Source organism: Neobacillus sp. PVCKKU3, assembly GCF_058323225.1.
The window spans coordinates 43,478-62,856 of the sequence record NZ_JBLVQN010000023.1; the positions used below are offsets into that span (position 1 = coordinate 43,478).

Genomic DNA, 19,379 nt, shown 5'->3' on the forward strand with positions numbered 1-19,379 from the left:
TTGAATGTGGGAGGAATAAGAAGTGAATCTTTTTGAAGCACTTGAGCGGAATGCCAGATATCAGCCAGACAAAACAGCTATCATCTTTAATGAAAGTATATATACGTATAAGGAATATAATGAACAGGTGAATCGTATTGCCAACGCTCTCATTAGCTATGGGGTAAAGAGAGGCGATAAGATTGCCTTAATGATGAAAAACTCAGATTTATTCTGTTTTATTTATTATGGAATTTTAAAAGCCGGCGGGGTCGCTGTTCCTGTAAACTTTCGCTTAACTGCCAAAGAAGCCAGTTATATTTTGGACGATTCCGATTCGATAATTGTCTTTGCCGATGAGGATTTGGCAGAGGTCGTTCATAAAGCTTCTGAAGGAAACGACAAGATCCAGCTTCAGGTTATTGCGGGGTCGAATAAAAGAGAGAACCAAATCCAATTATCCGCGTTCCAAAGCTCGGTTGTAGATAATCCTGAGCGGGAAGTCTTTGAATCGGATGATGCCGAAATTCTTTATACCTCTGGAACAACCGGGCTGCCAAAGGGAGTGGTCCTGGATCATCACCGTGTTATCCATGTGGCCCTAGGAATCATCATTACATTTAAAATGGGGCCGGAGGATCAACTACTTCATCTTGCCCCATTATTCCATTGTGCACAATTGAATTTATTCCTTGTCCCAGGTTCAATCCTTGGCTGTACACAAATTGTCCGCCAGGAATTTAATCCTGTACAGACCTTAAAGGATATTGATCAATACAAAATCAGCCTATTCTTTGGAGTTCCGACTATGTATAACTTTTTGCTGCAGGTTCCGAATAGGGAGCAATTTGATTTATCCAGTGTGAAACGGTGCGGATATGGGGCAGCCCCAATGCCCACAGCCCTATTGAAACAGGCAATGGAGATGTTTCAGACAGATCAATTTTATAATATGTGCGGTCAAACGGAGGGTGGTCCTGGAGGAGTATATCTATTGCCAGAAGAACACAAAACAAAGTTTGGCACTTCTGGAAGGGCTTCTTATGGTACTGATGCAAAAGTGGTGGATGAAAACGGTGAAGATGTAAAGCCTGGTGAAGTTGGTGAGTTTATAATTAAGTGTGAAAACGTCATGAAGGGTTATTATAAAAAACCTGAAGAAACAGCAAAGGTCCTTAGGAATGGCTGGCTATATACTGGTGACCTCGCAAAAATAGACGAAGATGGCTACATTACCCTAGTAGACAGGAAAAAAGATATGATTATTTCCGGCGGAGAAAATGTCTACTCTACTGAGGTTGAACACGTCCTTTACAAACATCCTGATATTTTAGAAGCAGCGGTTATTGGCGTTCCGCATGAAGTATGGGGTGAAACGGTAGCAGCTGTTATCGTTCTGAAAGAAGGAAAACAAATGAATCAAGAAGAATTACAGCAATTCTGCCGGGAGGAACTCGCAGGTTATAAAATTCCAAGAATCATCTATAAAATCAACCAACTTCCACGAAACACTTCGGGGAAAGTCTTGAAATATCAATTAAGAGAGAATTACAAAACGGTTGCATCGCAACATTGAATTATTGTTTAAAAAGTAAATAAATTGTAAAATTATTAGAAAATTGGTATTATTAAAAATAGGAAATCTACTTTATGCTGTATCTTTTTGGGAGGGAGTGGGTGCGGTTGACTATGCCTTTGGAGGGTATTCGCGTCCTTGATTTGACGCGGCTTTTGCCGGGTCCGTATTGTTCGTTAATGCTGGCCGACTTTGGGGCAGATGTGATTAAAATCGAGGACCCAAAGTTAGGTGATTACACGCGATGGGGAGATCCAAAAATTGGTGAAGCAAGCGCGATGTTTCATTCTTTGAATCGGAATAAGCGGAGTGTGAGCCTTGATTTAAAACAAGAAGAAAATAAACAGATATTTATTGAATTGGTGAAAACAGCCGATGTTCTGGTGGAATCCTTTCGACCAGGTGTAATGGATCGTCTCGGACTGGGGTATGAAGAACTGAAAAAACATAATCCCAAGTTGATTTATTGTGCGATTACAAGCTACGGTCAAACCGGACCATACAAGGATATTCCAGGTCATGATATTAACTTTTTGAGCTATTCCGGATTATTGGATCTGCAAGGAGAGCAAGGTAGTAAACCGGTAAGCTCCTCCGTTCAAATAGGCGATATTGGCGGAGGTTCCTTAATGGCAGTTATCGGTATTCTCGTTTCTATCATTGACGCGAAAAAGTCAGGGAAAGGTCAATTTATTGATATTTCCATGTTGGATGGAGCGGTTTCCTGGATGCAAACGTTTTTGCCGGCATTTTTAGCCACTGGAGAACTTCCAAAACGTGGAGAGCTCGTCTTAAACGGCCGCCTCGCCTGTTACGAGACATATGAAACGAAAGATAACCGCTTTATATCTGTTGGAGCACTAGAATTTAAGTTTTGGAAAAACTTCTGTCAGGTAATTGGTATGGAAGATTTAATAAGCCAGTTAAATGCCCCAGCTGATCAGCAAGCCTCGATGAAAAAAGAGATTCAAGCCGTAATCGGAACGAAAACATTAAATGAATGGGTCAATCTCTTCGATGGTGTCGATGCCTGTGTCGCCCCGATCTTAACGATGGAGGAAATGGTTCGTGACCCGCAAATCAGGCACCGGGGAATGATAGAAGAGGTAAATCACCCTCAACATGGCACAATGAGACAAGTAGCAAATCCTATTAAACTATCAAGAACGCAGGCTAAAACAGTTCGCCAAGCGCCGGGTCATGGAGAACATAACGAAGAGATTTTACAAGAATTAGGGGTACTATTTAAACCATTTAAAGAATAATAATTAAAGTACTTTGTATAGAGATTCGCAAAATAAAAGCGCTTACGAAATATGATCGATCAAGGATTTGTTTGCCCAAATAATAGAAGAGGCAAAGAACTCTATCGATTTTATTCATAAAAGAATGTAGTTCATTCTTACGTTTAGTTTGCAATTAAAATTTAGGAGGAATAGAGAATGAGAGAAGTTGTTATTGTTGAAGCAGTACGTACCCCAGTAGGAAAAAGAAAGGGAGTATTTAGCTCAGTACGTCCCGATGAATTGGCTGCAAAAGTTCTAAGGGAATTGGTGAAACGTGCCGGTATCTCGTCAGGGATTGTTGAAGACGTTATTTTAGGCTGCGTAATGCAAGTGGAAGAGCAAGGATTAAATATTGCACGCAGCGCCGCATTAATGGCCGATTTTCCGATTCACGTTCCAGGAACAACCATTGACCGTCAGTGCGGTTCCAGCCAGCAGGCCATTCATTTTGCTGCACAAGCCATTTTGAGCGGGGACATGGATGTTGTCATTGCCGGCGGAGTGGAAAGCATGACGAGAATTCCTATGGGAGCATCCCGCAGGGAATCGAACTGGAGTGAAGAATTAACATCTAAATATGAAATGATTCATCAAGGCTTATCTGCTGAGCGGATTGCTGAAAAATGGGGCTACTCCCGTAGTCAGCTTGATGAGTTTTCGCTTGAAAGTCATAAGAAAGCGATTAAAGCTCAAGAGGAAGGGCGATTTGATCGGGAAATTATGCCGATTGAAGTAAAACTTGAGGATGGGTCAACTATAGTAGTGACTCAGGATGAAGGCCCAAGAAAGGATACTTCATTAGAAAAATTGGCTTCTTTAAAGCCTGCCTTTACGCAGGACGGAAGAATTCATGCCGGTAATTCCAGCCAAATGAGTGATGGTGCTGCAGCCGTTCTATTAATGTCGAGGGAAAAAGCAGAGGAATTAGGTCTAAAACCAAGATTCCGCATTGTTGCCCGTTCCGTTGTGGGCTCCGACCCTACTTTAATGTTGACAGGTCCGTCCATTGCTTCGAAAAAAGTGCTTGAAAAAGCTGGCCTTTCAATTGAAGATATGGATACCTACGAAGTAAATGAGGCATTTGCTCCTGTACCAATGCTGTGGATGGATGAACTAAAAGCAGACCCTGCAAAGTTAAATCCAAATGGTGGAGCAATTGCTTTGGGCCATCCACTAGGCGGATCTGGTGCCCGCCTGATGATTACCATGCTGCATGAATTGGAAAGAAGCGGCGGCCGTTATGGCTTGCAGGCAATTTGTGAGGGCGGCGGAATGGCGAATGCCACAATTGTTGAAAGAATTAGCTAATCGCTTTCAATAAAACTCCCTGAAGGAGGCTCATGCCACACAGATTGGAATGGGCTATCCTCAGGGTATTAAACATATTTTTAAAAATTTCGATTTAATAGAGGAGGAGCATGATATATGAAAATTAACGGCAAAGTAGCTGTTGTAACAGGAGGTGCTTCCGGGCTAGGCGAAGCCACCGTCGAAACGATTGTTGAAAACGGGGGATATGCAGCCATCTTTGATTTGCAGGAAGAAAGAGGCGCCGCTTTAGTAGAAAGATTAGGTTCAGACCGTGTTCTTTACGTTAAAACAAATGTTACCAGTGAGGACGATGTGGTCAATGCCATTAACCAAACTATTGAAAAGTTTGGAGCCATCCATGTTGCCGTAAACTGTGCAGGGATTGGTGCGGCCGAGAAAACCGTCGGCAAAGAAAAACCGCATGATCTTGGCGTTTTTACTAGAGTCATACAAGTCAATTTAATTGGAACATTTAACGTGCTTCGTTTAGCTGCGGAAAAAATGACGCAAAATGCTCCAAACGAAGAGGGAGAAAGAGGCGTAATCATTAATACCGCTTCAGTAGCTGCATTTGATGGTCAAATGGGCCAAGCAGCTTATAGCGCCTCAAAAGGCGGTATTGTTGGCATGACCCTGCCAATTGCAAGAGATCTATCAAGACATGGCATCAGAGTCCTGACGATTGCTCCGGGGCTTATGGATACGCCATTGCTTGCCGCGGCTCCAGAAAAAGTCCGCCTGGCATTGGGTGCTATGGTTCCGTACCCGCAGCGTTTAGGGTACTCATCCGAATATGCTCATTTAGCAAAATGCATCATAGAAAATCCATATTTAAATGGGGAAACGATCCGCCTCGACGGCGCGATTCGGATGCAGCCGAAGTAAAAAGCAAAAGAACCTCCAATTATCGAAACTGGAGGTTCTTTTACATACTGTACAGTTGAAAGTTATATTATTGTATTCAGTTTCTAATAAAACAAAAAATTTAAACGAGGTGAAACAAAAATTGAATTATGCAGAATTACGGGATGATTTCTCGTGGGAAAAAGTGGTCAAAACCTATGATTGGAATGTTCATGATAGGCTTAATATAGCACATGAATGTTGTGATAGGTGGGCGGATGACCCGAATCGTGTCGCTATCTATTGGGAGGATGAAAAAGGAAATAAGGATGTCTGGACCTATTTCCGTTTAAAGGAACAATCCAATCGGATGGCGAATGCACTTCGGTCGCGGGGAGTAAAAAGAGGCGATCGTGTGGCAGGTCTCCTTGGGAAGGACATGGAATTAATTGTGACAGTCCTTGCAACATGGAAAATAGGTGCCATTTATGTTCCAATGTTTACAGCTTTTGGCCCTGAGGCCATAACGTATCGTTTAAAAGATGCTCGTTGCAAAATTTTAGTAACGAACCAGGAACAGGCCAAAAAAATAGAAGGTCAGCACGTATCCTGTGAGCTTCTATTAACTGATGGTTTATCAGGTAATGGATTAACCTTCTGGGAGTTTATCCAACAGTTCTCTTCTGAACATGAAACAGAGCCAACCTCGATAATGGATCCAAGTGTCATCCAATACACCTCTGGTTCAACTGGCATGCCAAAAGGGGCTGTTTGGGCTCACAAAATACTAATCAGTACCTACCCGTATATGCGATACTCAATGGGTATAGAAAACGATGATAGGTTCCTGGGAGGGGCGGATATGGGCTGGGCTTATGGTTTGATGAATTGTACATTATGCCCATTAAGTTTAGGTATATCCATTGTCGTATATAAAGGCCCTTTCCAAGTGGAAAAATACTATCAATTACTAGAACAATACAAAGTTACCAACTTTGCATATGCTCCAACGGCGTACAGAATGATGATGGCAGCCGGTCCGGATTTAGTAAAGAAATATTCCTTAACTGTCAAACAGTTCTCCAGTGCTGGTGAACCATTAAATGCAGAAGTTGTCCGCTTCTTTAAAGATAATTTTGGCCGGGAAATCTATGATCACTATGGATCAACCGAAACCGGGATGATTGTAAATAACTATAACGTCACAGACATGGTGGTAAAGCCCGGATCAATGGGTCTGCCGACTCCAGGTTATAATATTGCTTTATTAGATGAGCAGGGGTATCCGGTCGAAGTAGGTGAAGCGGGTCAAATCGCCGTAGATATACATGCATTTCCGTACTTCTTTCTAGGTTATTGGAATGATCCAAAGAAAACGGCAGAAAAAATAACAGGAAATTGGTTTCGGACCGGGGATCTAGCGAGTAAAGATAATGACGGCTATTATTGGTTCCAAGGCAGAGCAGATGACATTATTTCCAGCGCAGGCTACCGAATTGGTCCTTTTGAAGTGGAAAGCACCCTATTAGAACATCCTGCCGTAGCTGAAGCTGCTGTAATCGGGAAACCGGATCCTGTTAAAGGAGAAATAGTAAAAGCATATGTAGTTCTTAAATCATCTCATAAATCTTCCTCAGAGTTAGCTGACGAAATAAGTGCTTTCGTAAAAGCAAAGCTATCAAAACATCAATATCCACGAGAAGTTGAATTTGTTGAAACCCTTCCTAAGACACCTAGCGGAAAAATTCAGCGCTATATTTTAAAACAAAGTCTTGAAGCAGCAAACAAGTAAGCATATAAGCCCTAATGGGGTCTATAGATGTATTGGAAAACGGACATATTGCTTTAGAAGGAAGATTCCAGGATCTAAGAAATAATGATGAAGTCCGCCAACTCTATCTTGGCGGGTAAAAAAATTTGGATATCCTTAAATGCGGAATGTGATGAAGAGAGGGAAAAAAATGCAGACTACTACAAAAATTGTCGTTACACCAGATGACATCGACCAGCTAGGTCATGTCAATTACCTGAAATATATTCTTTTTTTAGAAAAAGGGGTCGGAGAATGGTACAAACAGGCTGGGGTAAATTTTAAGGAGTTAAGGAAACAAGATCTCGGTACGGTCGTCCTCAAATTTGATGTCTCTTACCATAAGGAAGCTAGATTGGGAGATACTTTGAGTGTTACAACAACTTTAATGTATGTGGGCAACAAAAGTTTTACTGTAAAACAAGAAATTTATAATCAAGACGATATTCTAATTACCGAATCAACGAAAACATTTGTGATGTTCAATACGGCGACAAGAAAAGGTGTACCAGTGATCCATGAGATTGCCCGCCATTTCAAGTGTGCTAGATAACCCCAGAGGTTAAGTGAAAGGAGAATGGAATGAAAAAGGAAACTTTACCGGAGTGCCTACTGCCACTGAGTGGAGCAGTTAATTTCCGCGATATGGGCGGACTGGCAACAAAGGATGGCAGAAAAGTAAAAAAAGGGCTCTTATTTCGAGCGGCAGAATTAACCGGATTAACTGACAAAGATGTAAGTTTATTAGAAACCCTTCAATTAAAACGAGTGTTTGATTATCGTAGACAAAAAGAGGCGGAACGGAAGCCCGATCCGCCTCTAGGATCTGCCATACTTGAGCGGGTTTCTGCGATTAGCGAAGAAAATATTGCCACAAATATGTTTGTGAAAGACGACGGATTTAATGCGGACTATTACCGTCAATTCACAGTTGAAAGATTTATAAAGATTTACACTGAGATGCCAATACAGAATCCTTCTTACAAAAGATTAATGATGCTATTAAAAAGCCCGGAAGAAAACTTGCCGCTCGTCCACCACTGTACCGGCGGCCGTGACCGAACGGGTGTAGGTGCCATGTTAATATTGATGACAATGGGTGTACCCTATGAAACTGTATTAGAAGATTACTTACTTTCAAATCTAACATTAGCTGAACGTCATCAAACCATTTTTGAAAAAGCATCACAATATTTTACTCCAGAAGAATATAAACAATTAATAAATGCTTTTCCACTTAGAGAAGACTATCTTCATGCTGCCTATAACGCGATATTAAGGAATTATGGTGATTTTGAAACGTATATTGGAGAGGAATTCGGGATATCCGAAGAGGTTAGGGAAAACATTAAAAATTATTGTTTAGAATAGGAGTGAAAGTTTTGAACAAACCTTGGCTTTTCTCACTTACCGGTCATTAAATATAGCAATTATGATGAGGTCATCACGAAGGCAAATAATACTGATTATGGATTAGCCGGTTCTGTATGGGGAAAAGACCTTAACCTGGCACGTTCCATTGCCGAAAGGTTGGAAACGGGGACGGTCTGGATCAACGAGGCACATATCCTTTTACCGAACGTTCCTTTTGGAGGCCATAAACAATCAGGAATCGGTGTTGAAAATTCAATCGAAGGATTAAAAGAATATACCAACACAAAAACCATTATGATTAAGAAAAAATAATTTTGGATAATTTTATTTAAATGTTTAAAGGACAAAGGCTACGAAAATAGGGCTTTTGTCTTTTTTATTTTCTTAGAATAATGAATAAAGGATAACTTTTCAGATAATTAAAAATTGACCATAAAGTCAAAATTATTATATAATTTATTTGGTAGTAATAGAGTTACATAAGCGTTAATTGCAGAAAAGAGGGTGAAACAAATGAAAACGCTGGAAATTCCTGTGGTAAAGCTTCCGAAAGAAACGGAAGAGCTAAGAAGAGAAATTAGGCAGTTTTTAAAAGAAGAAATTGAAAACGGTTTAATCGAAACAAAATGCGATTGCTGGCTTAGCGGATTCTCGGAGGATTTTTCACGGAAAATGGGAGCACGCGGCTGGATTGGCATGACTTGGCCGAAAAAATATGGCGGCGGGGAACGTTCGTCAGTCGAGAGATATGTAGTTACTGAAGAAATGCTGGCAGCAGGCGCCCCGGTTTCAGGACATTGGATTGCCGACCGTCAGACTGGTCCGCTTTTACTGAAGTATGGGACAGAAGAACAGAAACAATTTTTCCTGCCAAGAATAGCAAAGGGAGAATGTTATTTTGCGATTGGCCTTAGCGAGCCTAATGCAGGCTCCGATTTGGCTGCACTTCAGGCACGGGCCGTTAAGGTTGATAAAGGCTGGATCTTAAATGGCAGCAAGATTTGGACAAGCGGTGCCCATCATGCCCATTACTCTATCGTTTTATGCCGGACAACTCCAATGGACCCTAATAACCGCCATGCCGGGATGAGCCAATTGATTGTCGATTTAAATGCGCCGGGAGTAACCATTCGCCCAATTCATCTGATGACAGGGGAACATCATTTTAATGAAGTCTTTTTTGAAGATGTGTTTGTTCCTGATGGTATGGTTGTTGGGACACTTGGAAATGGCTGGGCCCAGGGCATGGCGGAATTAGCCTATGAGAGAAGTGGTCCGGAGCGCATTTTGAGCACCTTTCCTCTTCTAAATGAACTAACGAATGTGTTAATAGAAAAAGGTGACACAAAGGGATTAAATGAAGTTAGCAGACTCATCTCTAGACTGTGGACACTTCGAAATATGTCGCTTGGCATTGCCCGATTGTTGGAAGAAGGTGTGCCTTCTAATATTATTGCTTCTCTAGTAAAAGACATGGGAACCCAATTTGAGCAGGAGATTCCTGAGATTACGAGATTACTAGTTTCTGCTATTCCGTCAACCGATTCCGAAGACAGATTAGAAAGGTTCCTGGCGCAATCGATTCTGCAATCACCGGGATTTACACTTCGCGGCGGGACAACGGAAATTCTAAGGGGAATTGTGGCAAAGGGGGTTATTAACCAATGAGTGAAATGAAAGAGATGATCTTGGAGTCAGCAGCAAAGATTTTTGAAAAATATTCAACCAAAGAAGTGGTTAATGACGCTGAGAAAGGTCAATGGGCCGTTGAATTATGGGAGAACCTGGAGGCCTACGGCATGCTTGGAGTAGGAGTGCCGGAGGAATTAGGCGGAAGCGGCGGTGACCTGGATGATGCCTTGAGTATTTTGCAAATGGCGGGCAAATATTCTGCACCCATTCCACTTGCGGAAACGTTTATAGCCAATTGGTTATTAAGCGATTTGGGAGAATCTGTTGTTGAGGGGATTGTCACGATCCCAGGACAAAATAGTTCGGAAACTTTCCAGCTGCAAAAAAGTGGTCAAGGCTGGATTATAAACGGAAAAGCCAAATATGTTCCATGGGCGAGGAATGCGGAAAAGCTGCTTGTACTAGGAGAATCAATCGACGGGACCGTCCTTCTTGTTTTACCGCTTGAAAAAGCGGAAATTAAACCTGGCAAAAACATGGCTGGGGAAGCACGGGACGAAGTGATCTTTGATCAGGTCTACATCGAGGAATATCAAACCGTATCTGTCGACTACAGCGCACTAACAAAGAAGCTGTATTATGCAGGGGCATTAACAAGAAGCGTGCTTATGGCGGGGGCTATCGAAAGAGTTCTTGATGTAACCATTAACCATACAAATGAGCGCTCCCAATTTGGACGGCCTATTCACCGTTTCCAAGCAATACAGCATCATTTGGCAGCGCTTGCCGGCGAAACTGCCGGTGCTGGAATTGCCGCCAAATATGCTGTTGATGCTTTCGGCATGAATCCTTTTTCAAAAGAGTTAGCCTATGCAAAAATCCGAATAAATGAAGCAGCGGGAAAAGTCAATACGATTGCACATCAAGTATTGGCGGCAATTGGGTTTACATATGAACATACCCTGCATCACAGCACAAGAAGACTGTGGTCTTGGCGTGAGGAATTTGGGACAGAATCCGATTGGGAACAGGTCATTACGGAAGAACTATTAAAATTAGAGAAAAACGAATTGTGGTCTGTGATAACTGGCGTTGTGAATCATGAAAAAAAGGTGGGAATCCAATGACGGATCTAATTTTTAATGTGGAAAATGGGGTCGCCAAAATTATTTTAAACCGGCCGGATAGTTTAAATGCCTTTAGTGCGGAAATGATTGACCTTTGGATTAAAGCATTAGAGACCGTCCGTGATTCCGATGACATTCGGGTACTTGTAATATCCGGAAATGGACGCGGCTTTTGCTCGGGCGGGGATATCAAATCGATGGGGAGAGGAGAAGGATTCCTTCAAAGCGATGGGACTGAAGATTTTTCCTCGACCGCTTTAGCCAGAAAAAATTCTTTATGGAAAAGAGTACAAAGAATTCCTCTTCTGGTGAAAGAAATTGATAAACCTGTGATTGCGGTTCTGCATGGTGTTGCCTTTGGGGCAGGCTTTGATATGACCTTGGCCTGTGATATTCGCATTGCTGCCGAAAACACCAAAATTTCGGAAAGCTACTTAAATGTTGGAATTGTTCCGGGAGACGGTGCGGCGTGGTTCTTACCAAGGTTTGTTGGGACCGATCAAGCTTTGGATTTGCTCTGGACGAGAAAAGTCCTAACTGCCAAAGAGGCAAAAGATATGGGGCTCGTAACGTATGTCGTGGAAGATGACAAACTAGAGGAGTTTGTGGAAGACTATGTTCAAAAATTAGCGAGTGGCCCGCAAACAGTTATGCGTTTTACAAAAAGAGCTGTGTACCAGGGATTAAATATCGATTTACGTACATCACTGGATATGATTTCTTCAGCCATGGGGATCGTTACCGAGCTCGAGGATTACCAAGAAGGGGTCCATGCTGTTCTGGAAAAGAGAAAGCCAAATTTTAAATAACGCTATAAAAACACAGTGGCAATACATTGTCACTGTGTTTTTATTACAGTAGAATAAACGAGAAAATTGTCAAACGGTAATTATTGTATTTTTAGAATATTTTGTTTATAGTAATTGTTAGTGAAATACCAACTGATTAGTATGAAAGGGGGAGCCTTTTCCTTATATTAAAAAAGAGATTTCTAAAATGATAGCGGTTTCAAAAGGCTAGTAATTCTAAATAGTTTAATAGATGCAAGAGTCAAAGGAGAGGATTTTGTGAAGTTAAAAGATCTTCTTGAAACGAATATTGACCAATTTGGTGAATATCCGTTTTTATACTTCAAAGAAAAGATCTTTACGAATGTGGAAACGAAGGAATATGCGGACCAATTAGCAAACGGCTTGAAAAAGCTAGGTGTCGAAAAAGGCGACCGCGTTATGGTCTGTATGCCAAATTGTCCGGAAGTCCTCATTGCCTACCAAGGAATTACCCGTACGGGGGCCATCATCGTTCCAGTCATGTTTACGCTTCATCCGAAAGAGCTACATTATATTGCCCTTAATTCCGGGGCAAAAGCAGTCATTACTTCCTCCTATGTTCTTCCAAATGTAGAAAAATCCTTAGAAGCGCTGCCTGTAAAACCCGAATTGATTGTTGCAGATCAGCCTACAAATGAAAAAGCAAAAAATATTTATGATGTGATGGTACAAGATGACAATCTTTATTATGATGATGTCCTGCCCGAGGACATCGCTGTCATCCTTTATACATCAGGAACAACCGGAAATCCAAAAGGGGTTTTATTAACACATAAAAATTTATATTCAAATGCCGAAAACTCGGCAAAACATAATGAAACCGAGCGTGGAACCACCCTGGGTGTCCTTCCGCTTGCCCATGTATATGGGTTGACGGTTTCAAATGTGTTGTACTTAACCGGAAGTTCTATTGTCGTTTTTCCTAAATTTGATGTAAAGGAAGTACTTAATGCCATTGAAAAGCATAAAGTGAGAACGTTTTCTGGAGTTCCGACAATGATTTATGCGCTTGTATCCTACCCGGAGGCAGACCAATACGATACCTCCAGTCTAGAATCGATAGGATCAGGGTCTGCGCCGCTTCCAGTAGCCCTGCTGTACGCATTTGAGCAAAAGTTTGGCGCAAAGGTTTTTGAAGGATACGGACTGTCAGAGGCAGCACCGGTTGTAACAGCCCATCGTAAGGGTATTGAAATTAAGCCAGGTTCTGTCGGCATTCCGATTCCTGGTGTTGACGTGAAAATAGTCAACGAAAATGGTGTGGAGGTTCCTTGTGGCGAAGTAGGTGAGCTGATTGTCCGCGGGGATAATGTAACCCCTGGTTACTATCAAAATGAGGAAGAATCTCGGAAAGTGTTAAAAGATGGGTGGCTATATACGGGAGATATGGCACGGCAGGATGATGAAGGCTACCTTTATATAGTTGATAGAAAGAAAGATCTGATTATCCGAGGAGGCTTTAATCTTTATCCTCGCGATGTTGAAGAAATTCTAAATGGTCATGAGCAGGTTGCTGAAGCGGCTGTTGTCGGTATACCGGATGAACGGATGGGTGAAGAGATGGTAGCCTGTGTCGTCAAAAAAGCTGGTTCAGAACTAACAGAGGAAGAATTAATTCGTTTTTGCCAAGACCATTTAGCAAAAAACAAAACACCACGGCGGATTGTGTTCCTAGATTCACTGCCAAGAAACGGTGTTGGAAAGATTCTGAAAACACATCTTCGCAAAACAGCTGCAGATATTGTGGTTCGTTAATAGCTGATTTTCACATAAAGGAAATGATGAGAGGAGAATGTATTATGGAAAAAAGAACGATTTTGACAACTAGCAGCCGCGGTTTGATGGAGGATTCCTTTCCTTACCGTCTTTATCAAAAGGCGAAGAGGGTAGGAATCTGGAATCCAGCAGATATTGATTTCAGCCAAGATCAAAAAGATTGGCAAGTAATGAATGAAGTGCAGAGGGAAGACATCCTGAGGCTCATTTCCATGTTCCAGGCAGGAGAAGAGGCAGTAACATTAGATTTGCTGCCGCTTATCATGGCTATTGCCAAAGAAGGGCGCCTTGAGGAGGAAATGTTTTTAACAACATTTTTATACGAGGAAGCAAAGCATACAGAATTTTTTCGCAGGGTGTTAAATGCGCTTGGGGAGACAGGAGACTTGTCGCATTTTCATTCGGAAACCTACCAGCATATTTTCCATGAAATCCTGCCAACTGCAATGGAACGTTTAGTCACCGACCAATCGCCGGAAGCTATTGCTGAGGCATCGGTTGTTTACAACATGTTTGTTGAAGGGGTACTTGCGGAAACGGGGTATTTCTCCTTCTATCAATCTTTGGAAACAGCCGGAATCATGCCGGGGCTTTTGGAAGGAATCGGCAATTTGAAACGGGATGAATCCCGGCATATCGGATATGGGACATTCCTGCTGCAACGGTTAATATGCGAACATCCTCATCTCTATGATTTTATTGCTGCAAGAATGGGAGAATTGGCCCCGCTGGCAATCAAACTTAATCAAGAAGGGATAGACGGAAAAGAGGTCAGTTCGTTTGGTGCTAACCCTGATGATGTCATGAATTTCACGATGAAGCAGCTTGCTGTACGCATGGAAGTTTTAGCGAGGGCGAAGGGAAAGAAAATCGAAGAGATTTATAAAGTAACTGAAAGTGAGATTGGTGTTCTTTAATTTGGGAGTGAGGCTGTTCTCGGGGCAGCCTCTTTCAAAAAGCGGTACGAAAAAGTACTTCTCTTGTTTTTTCATAAAACAATAACTTATATAAGGGAGGATTTGTAGTCATGACAGTAAAGGTTGAAGTGCAAACATTTCCCCACTTCATTAATGGTAAGTGGGAGCCCGCAAGCAGCCAGGAAACGTTTGATGTATGCAATCCGGCAACTGGTGAATTGGTCGCCAAGGTCGCAAAAGGTACAGTTGAAGATGTCAATCGGGCAGTGGCGGCAGCAAGTGAGGCATTTGACCAGGGTGACTGGAAAAACATGAAGCCAAAGGACCGTGCAAATGTTCTGAATGCCATTTCCTATCAAATAGCTGAACACGGGCAGGAGTTAGCCTACCTCGAATCAATCAGTTCAGGAGGAACAGTCCGACGCATTGGCGGCAGCGATATTCTGCAAATGGTTGACTTATTTCAAACGATGGCGAAGTTTTTAGTTGACTATCCGTTTTCAGAAACGCTGCCGGTTCCGCCATTCCCGGGTCCTGCTCAAAATTTTATTTGGAGAGAACCAATTGGTGTTTGTGCTGCAATAACGCCATGGAATTATCCGATGGTAATCGGCTGCTGGAAGATCGCACCGGCTTTGGCAATGGGGAACACAGTTGTGATCAAGCCTGCCAGCTATACACCGCTTTCAACATTAAAGCTAGCTGAAATCATATCATCTGTTGTCCCGCCGGGTGTTATTAACGTTGTTGCCGGACCGGGTGCTGAGGTTGGGGAGGCACTTGTTACGCATCCGAAGGTAGATAAAGTAGCTTTTACCGGTTCAACGGAAGTAGGCAGGAAAATTATGGGACTTGCTGCCGGTACGATTAAGAACACAACTCTGGAACTTGGCGGAAAATCGCCGAACATTATTTTAGAAGATGCCGATCTTAATATCGCACTGCCGGGAAGTTTATTTGGCGTATTCCTCCATTCCGGACAATTCTGTGAATCGGGGACGCGGCTTTTTGTACCTGACAAAATTTATGATGAGGTTGTGGCCGGTCTTGTTGCTTTAACTAGTAAGTTAAAGCTTGGTAATCCTCTCGATCCCGCCACGGATATGGGCCCGGTTATCTCGAAAAAGCAAAAGGAAACCATTCTTTCGTATATTGAAGCTGGTGTAAAGGAAGGCGCAACCCTTGCCTGTGGCGGCAAGGAGGTAATGGTTCCTGGATGTGAAGAGGGTAATTTCATTGAACCTACAATTTTCACAAATGTCACAAATGACATGAAAATTGCCCAAGAGGAAATTTTCGGACCTGTACTCGCAGTTATCCGCTATTCCGATTTGGATGAGGCAATTAAGATGGCAAATGATACAATCTACGGCTTGGCTGCCGGTGTGTGGACACGCGATGTGAATAAGGCTTATGAAGTAGCCCGAAAGCTTCAAGCAGGTGTTGTCTGGATTAATGATTGGCATATGCTTCGCAATGATGCGCCGTTTGGCGGATATAAACAGAGCGGAATTGGCCGGGAGATGGGCAAGCATTCCCTTGATGCCTATACCCAGTTGAAGCATGTTCATACCTCGATGGTTACTGAACTTGAGAGACGCCCTTGGTACGGTATGCTGTTTGGCCAAAATTAATGAAGAGGTGAAAATGGAAATGAAAACAACATTATCTCAGTTTAATTTGCGCACGGCGATCAATAGCGGCTCCAATTCCCGGGCACTAATCCCAAGCCTGTTTGCTGGTCTTGGTGCCAAGCGGGTTCTTCTATTAAGTGACAGAGGCCTGGAGAAAGCGGGTGTTGTTGAAAAAGTAGCTTCGATTTTTGAATTGACTGGCCATGGCAGCGGTCCGGAATTAGTGGGAATTTACCTGGACATTGCCCAAGATGCTGAAAGCAGCTGTGTTAATGCTGCGGTCCGTTATGCGAAGGAAGTAGGTGCTGACAGCTTGCTCGCTGTTGGCGGCGGCAGTGTGCTGGATACCGTTAAAGGGGTAAAGTATGCCCTGCATAAAAACTTATCGGATATTAAAGAAGCGATTCCAGGCGGTTTTGTTTATGAATCCTTCCCGCAAGCAAGCTATATCCCGATTCCACATATCGCGATTCCAACAACTGCCGGAACCGGCTCAGAAGTTTCGCCAATCGCTGTTATCTATAATGAAGAAATTAAAATGAAGACCAACATTATCAATCCGTTTATTGCAGCTGATATAGCGGTTCTGGATCCGGATCTGACGGTCGGCTTGCCGCCAAAGATTACCGCATTTACCGGGTTTGATGCGCTGACCCACGCGATTGAAGCATTAGCCTCACCAACAGCAACTGGTTTAACAGATGCCTATGCACTGCATGCGATTCGCTTAATTGAAAAAAATCTGCCTGCCGCCGTTGCTGATGGTGCAAACCTCGATGCCCGAAGTGACCTCTTGCAAGCAAGCTTAATGGGAATCACAGCTTTTAGCTTTGCTCTAAATGCCATACCGGTCCACAATATGGCGCATGCCTACGGGGCCCTATTCAGAATTCCTCATGGATTGGCAAATGCTGTCTTCCTGCCGGTCGTAATGGAGCTTGTTCCCCAGTTGTACCTGCCTCGTGCGGCTGAATTAGCGCAAGCTTTGAATGTGGATGTGAAGGGTGATTCGGCAGAAGAGGCGTTGGCAAAAGTAATCGAAAAAATTCGCTTGCTTCAACATAAAGTTGGCTTGCCGGCTGATTTTAGTGAATACAATATTAGTGGAGAGGCACTACAAATGGTAATCCCGGCAGTCATGAAGGATCCTGCCGCATTAAACTTCCCAATGCCGCCGGAACTAATAGCGGCAATTGGACAGAGGGTTGTGCCTTTGCCGGTTAAATAATGTTAGTTGAAATCATCCCATTATGGATTTTTTCTCGTCCATAATGGGATTTATTTTTCTAATGGATTGTAAAAACTGGAAGGCTTTGGTTTAATTAAAATAAACTATTTAGTCTATTTTATTTTAATTTTCTTCAACGCTATTTAAGGGGGCCGACTCATGAGTATTCTTTTTAAAAAATTATCTGAATGTCAAATAACGGACATTATCACGGCCTGGAATCGCGGTTTTGAAGGCTATTTTGTAAAATTGGAAATGTCAGCGGAGCTGTTTTTTGCCAGGTTGGTTAATGAGGGGCTTTCAATGAATCTATCGATTGTTGCTTTCGATGGTGATCAGCCTGTAGCAATTGTCTTAAATGGAGTGCGCCTGATTGATGGAAAAAAGACCGCTTGGAATGGAGGAACCGGCGTAGCCGCGCAATATCGTGGAAAAGGAGTTTCCAAGCTTTTAATGGAGGAGACTTTAAGGATTTACGCGGAAGAGGGGGTGGAGGTTGCCACTCTCGAAGCGATAAAGGAAAACGAACGGGCCATTCGTTTATATCAACGATATGGATATGAGATTGTTGACTCCCTTGTTCATTTAAAAGGGTCTGAGGAATTCGAGTCAGTTTTAGCCGCATCCATCTGGGTAAAATCCATCCGTCCTGAACAATTGGCAACACTTTCTTTCTATAAAGAAAATGTACCTTGGCAATGCCAATGGCAAAGTGTCAGAAACGGCGAAGCACAAATTTTTTATGGAACAGGAAATGACCCTTTAGGCTATTGCTTGTTTAAAAGAATATGGAATGAACATGGAAAGGTAGAAAAAGTCGTTATCTATCAATTGGAGCTTTTTTCTGAAGTAAACAAAGATTTATTAAAAATTATTTTTGCCAGCATTTGCGGGGGAGCTGAAAGAACTGTAAACTTTATGACTGTTAATGCCTCCATCTCAAGTCCAATCATCGCATACCTAATGAGCCATGGATTTAATAAGATGACAGAACAAGTGCAGATGGTGAAATTTTTATAAAAAATTTTTGAATACTCTACCGTATTAATATATAATTTCCGATAGGGAAACCTTATTTGGCTTGTCCTTACATAATTTAATATGGTTAGGAGTAGGAATATGGAAAAAGTACTTATTTTTGGACATAAAAATCCAGACACAGATTCGATTTGTTCTGCGCTTGCGTATGCAGACTTGAAAAAACAACTTGGAATGGAAGTTGAAGCAGTTCGTCTCGGCCAAATTAATGGCGAAACACAATATGCGTTGGATACCTTTAAGGCAGAGGCACCACGTCTTGTAGAAACTGTTGCTTCTGAAGTTAATTCTGTTATTTTGGTAGACCACAATGAACGCCAGCAAAGTGCGAACGACATCACTGATGTTAAAGTGCTTGAGGTAATTGACCATCACCGCATCGCAAATTTTGAAACAAGCGATCCGTTATATTACCGCTGTGAGCCAGTCGGTTGTACGGCTACAATTTTAAATAAAATGTACAAAGAAAATGGCAAGGAAATTAAGAAAGAAATCGCGGGACTTATGCTTTCAGCCATCATTTCTGATTCCTTATTATTCAAGTCGCCAACCTGCACAGCTGAAGATGTGGCTGCAGCTCGTGAATTAGCAGATATTGCCGGTGTAGATGCCGAAGCGTACGGTTTAGAAATGCTGAAGGCCGGTGCGGATTTAAGCGACAAGTCTGTAGCTGATTTATTAACACTGGATGCAAAAGAATTTGACATGGGCGGAAGCAAAGTAGAAATTGCCCAAGTCAATGCTGTAGATACTGCGGAAGTTCTTGCCCGTAAAGAAGAATTAGAAGCAGCTATTTCTAAGAAAATCGATGAGAAGAATCTGGACTTATTCTTATTGGTAGTGACTGATATCCTTAATAATGATTCAGTAGGGTTAGCGCTTGGAAGTAAGGCTGCTGCAGTGGAAAAGGCTTATAATGTGACCCTTGATGCCAATACTGCAATGTTAAGAGGCGTCGTATCCCGTAAGAAACAAATTGTGCCAGTATTAACGGAAACTTTTACAAAGGGTGTTTAAG

17 protein-coding genes are annotated in these 19,379 nt (G+C 42.3%); all 17 read left to right on the plus strand.

Annotated elements, in window-relative coordinates:
* The first annotated feature begins 22 nt into the window (after positions 1-22).
* Positions 23-1,555: a class I adenylate-forming enzyme family protein gene (locus ACNQGS_RS16395; protein WP_491488240.1), complete on the plus strand. Its 1,533-nt coding sequence runs from the start codon at positions 23-25 to the stop codon at positions 1,553-1,555.
* A gap of 113 nt (positions 1,556-1,668) precedes the next feature.
* Positions 1,669-2,820, plus strand: coding sequence for a CaiB/BaiF CoA transferase family protein (locus ACNQGS_RS16400; RefSeq protein ID WP_491488274.1), 1,152 nt, complete (start codon positions 1,669-1,671; stop codon positions 2,818-2,820).
* A gap of 177 nt (positions 2,821-2,997) precedes the next feature.
* Complete coding sequence (locus ACNQGS_RS16405) at positions 2,998-4,149, plus strand: thiolase family protein (RefSeq protein WP_491488241.1); 1,152 nt, start codon at positions 2,998-3,000, stop codon at positions 4,147-4,149.
* A 117-nt stretch (positions 4,150-4,266) separates the two neighbouring features.
* The gene (locus ACNQGS_RS16410; protein ID WP_491488242.1) at positions 4,267-5,037 is read left to right on the plus strand and encodes a 3-hydroxyacyl-CoA dehydrogenase; all 771 of its coding nucleotides are present in this window, start codon (positions 4,267-4,269) and stop codon (positions 5,035-5,037) included.
* A 109-nt stretch (positions 5,038-5,146) separates the two neighbouring features.
* Entirely contained in the window at positions 5,147-6,787 is a 1,641-nt protein-coding gene (locus ACNQGS_RS16415) for an acetate--CoA ligase (RefSeq protein ID WP_491488243.1), read from the plus strand.
* A 169-nt stretch (positions 6,788-6,956) separates the two neighbouring features.
* A complete protein-coding gene (locus ACNQGS_RS16420) occupies positions 6,957-7,358 on the plus strand; it encodes an acyl-CoA thioesterase (RefSeq protein ID WP_491488244.1) in 402 nt (133 codons plus the stop codon).
* A gap of 29 nt (positions 7,359-7,387) precedes the next feature.
* Positions 7,388-8,176, plus strand: coding sequence for a tyrosine-protein phosphatase (locus ACNQGS_RS16425; protein ID WP_491488245.1), 789 nt, complete (start codon positions 7,388-7,390; stop codon positions 8,174-8,176).
* Between the two features lie 45 nt (positions 8,177-8,221).
* Entirely contained in the window at positions 8,222-8,491 is a 270-nt protein-coding gene (locus ACNQGS_RS16430) for an aldehyde dehydrogenase family protein (protein WP_491488275.1), read from the plus strand.
* 201 nt (positions 8,492-8,692) lie between these two features.
* On the plus strand, positions 8,693-9,847 hold the full coding sequence (locus ACNQGS_RS16435) for an acyl-CoA dehydrogenase family protein (RefSeq protein WP_491488246.1): 1,155 nt from the start codon (positions 8,693-8,695) through the stop codon (positions 9,845-9,847).
* Complete coding sequence (locus ACNQGS_RS16440) at positions 9,844-10,938, plus strand: acyl-CoA dehydrogenase family protein (protein ID WP_491488247.1); 1,095 nt, start codon at positions 9,844-9,846, stop codon at positions 10,936-10,938. The genes ACNQGS_RS16435 and ACNQGS_RS16440 overlap by 4 nt, the downstream gene beginning before the upstream one ends.
* Positions 10,935-11,747, plus strand: coding sequence for an enoyl-CoA hydratase/isomerase family protein (locus tag ACNQGS_RS16445; protein WP_464493984.1), 813 nt, complete (start codon positions 10,935-10,937; stop codon positions 11,745-11,747). Before ACNQGS_RS16440 ends, ACNQGS_RS16445 begins: the two co-directional genes overlap by 4 nt.
* A 258-nt stretch (positions 11,748-12,005) precedes the next feature.
* A complete protein-coding gene (locus ACNQGS_RS16450; RefSeq protein WP_491488248.1) occupies positions 12,006-13,523 on the plus strand; it encodes a class I adenylate-forming enzyme family protein in 1,518 nt (505 codons plus the stop codon).
* 44 nt (positions 13,524-13,567) lie between these two features.
* Positions 13,568-14,461 carry a R2-like ligand-binding oxidase gene (locus ACNQGS_RS16455; RefSeq protein ID WP_491488249.1) on the plus strand — a complete coding sequence of 298 codons (894 nt, stop codon included), beginning with the start codon at positions 13,568-13,570 and terminating at the stop codon, positions 14,459-14,461.
* Between the two features lie 110 nt (positions 14,462-14,571).
* Positions 14,572-16,095 (plus strand): aldehyde dehydrogenase family protein, encoded by a 1,524-nt coding sequence (locus tag ACNQGS_RS16460; RefSeq protein ID WP_491488250.1) that lies wholly within the window; start codon positions 14,572-14,574, stop codon positions 16,093-16,095.
* Positions 16,096-16,114: 19 nt separating this feature from the next.
* Entirely contained in the window at positions 16,115-17,323 is a 1,209-nt protein-coding gene (locus tag ACNQGS_RS16465) for an iron-containing alcohol dehydrogenase (protein WP_491488251.1), read from the plus strand.
* A 159-nt stretch (positions 17,324-17,482) separates the two neighbouring features.
* Positions 17,483-18,343 carry a GNAT family N-acetyltransferase gene (locus ACNQGS_RS16470; RefSeq protein ID WP_491488252.1) on the plus strand — a complete coding sequence of 287 codons (861 nt, stop codon included), beginning with the start codon at positions 17,483-17,485 and terminating at the stop codon, positions 18,341-18,343.
* 99 nt (positions 18,344-18,442) lie between these two features.
* On the plus strand, positions 18,443-19,378 hold the full coding sequence (locus ACNQGS_RS16475) for a manganese-dependent inorganic pyrophosphatase (RefSeq protein ID WP_491488253.1): 936 nt from the start codon (positions 18,443-18,445) through the stop codon (positions 19,376-19,378).
* The last annotated feature ends 1 nt before the right edge of the window (position 19,379 follow it).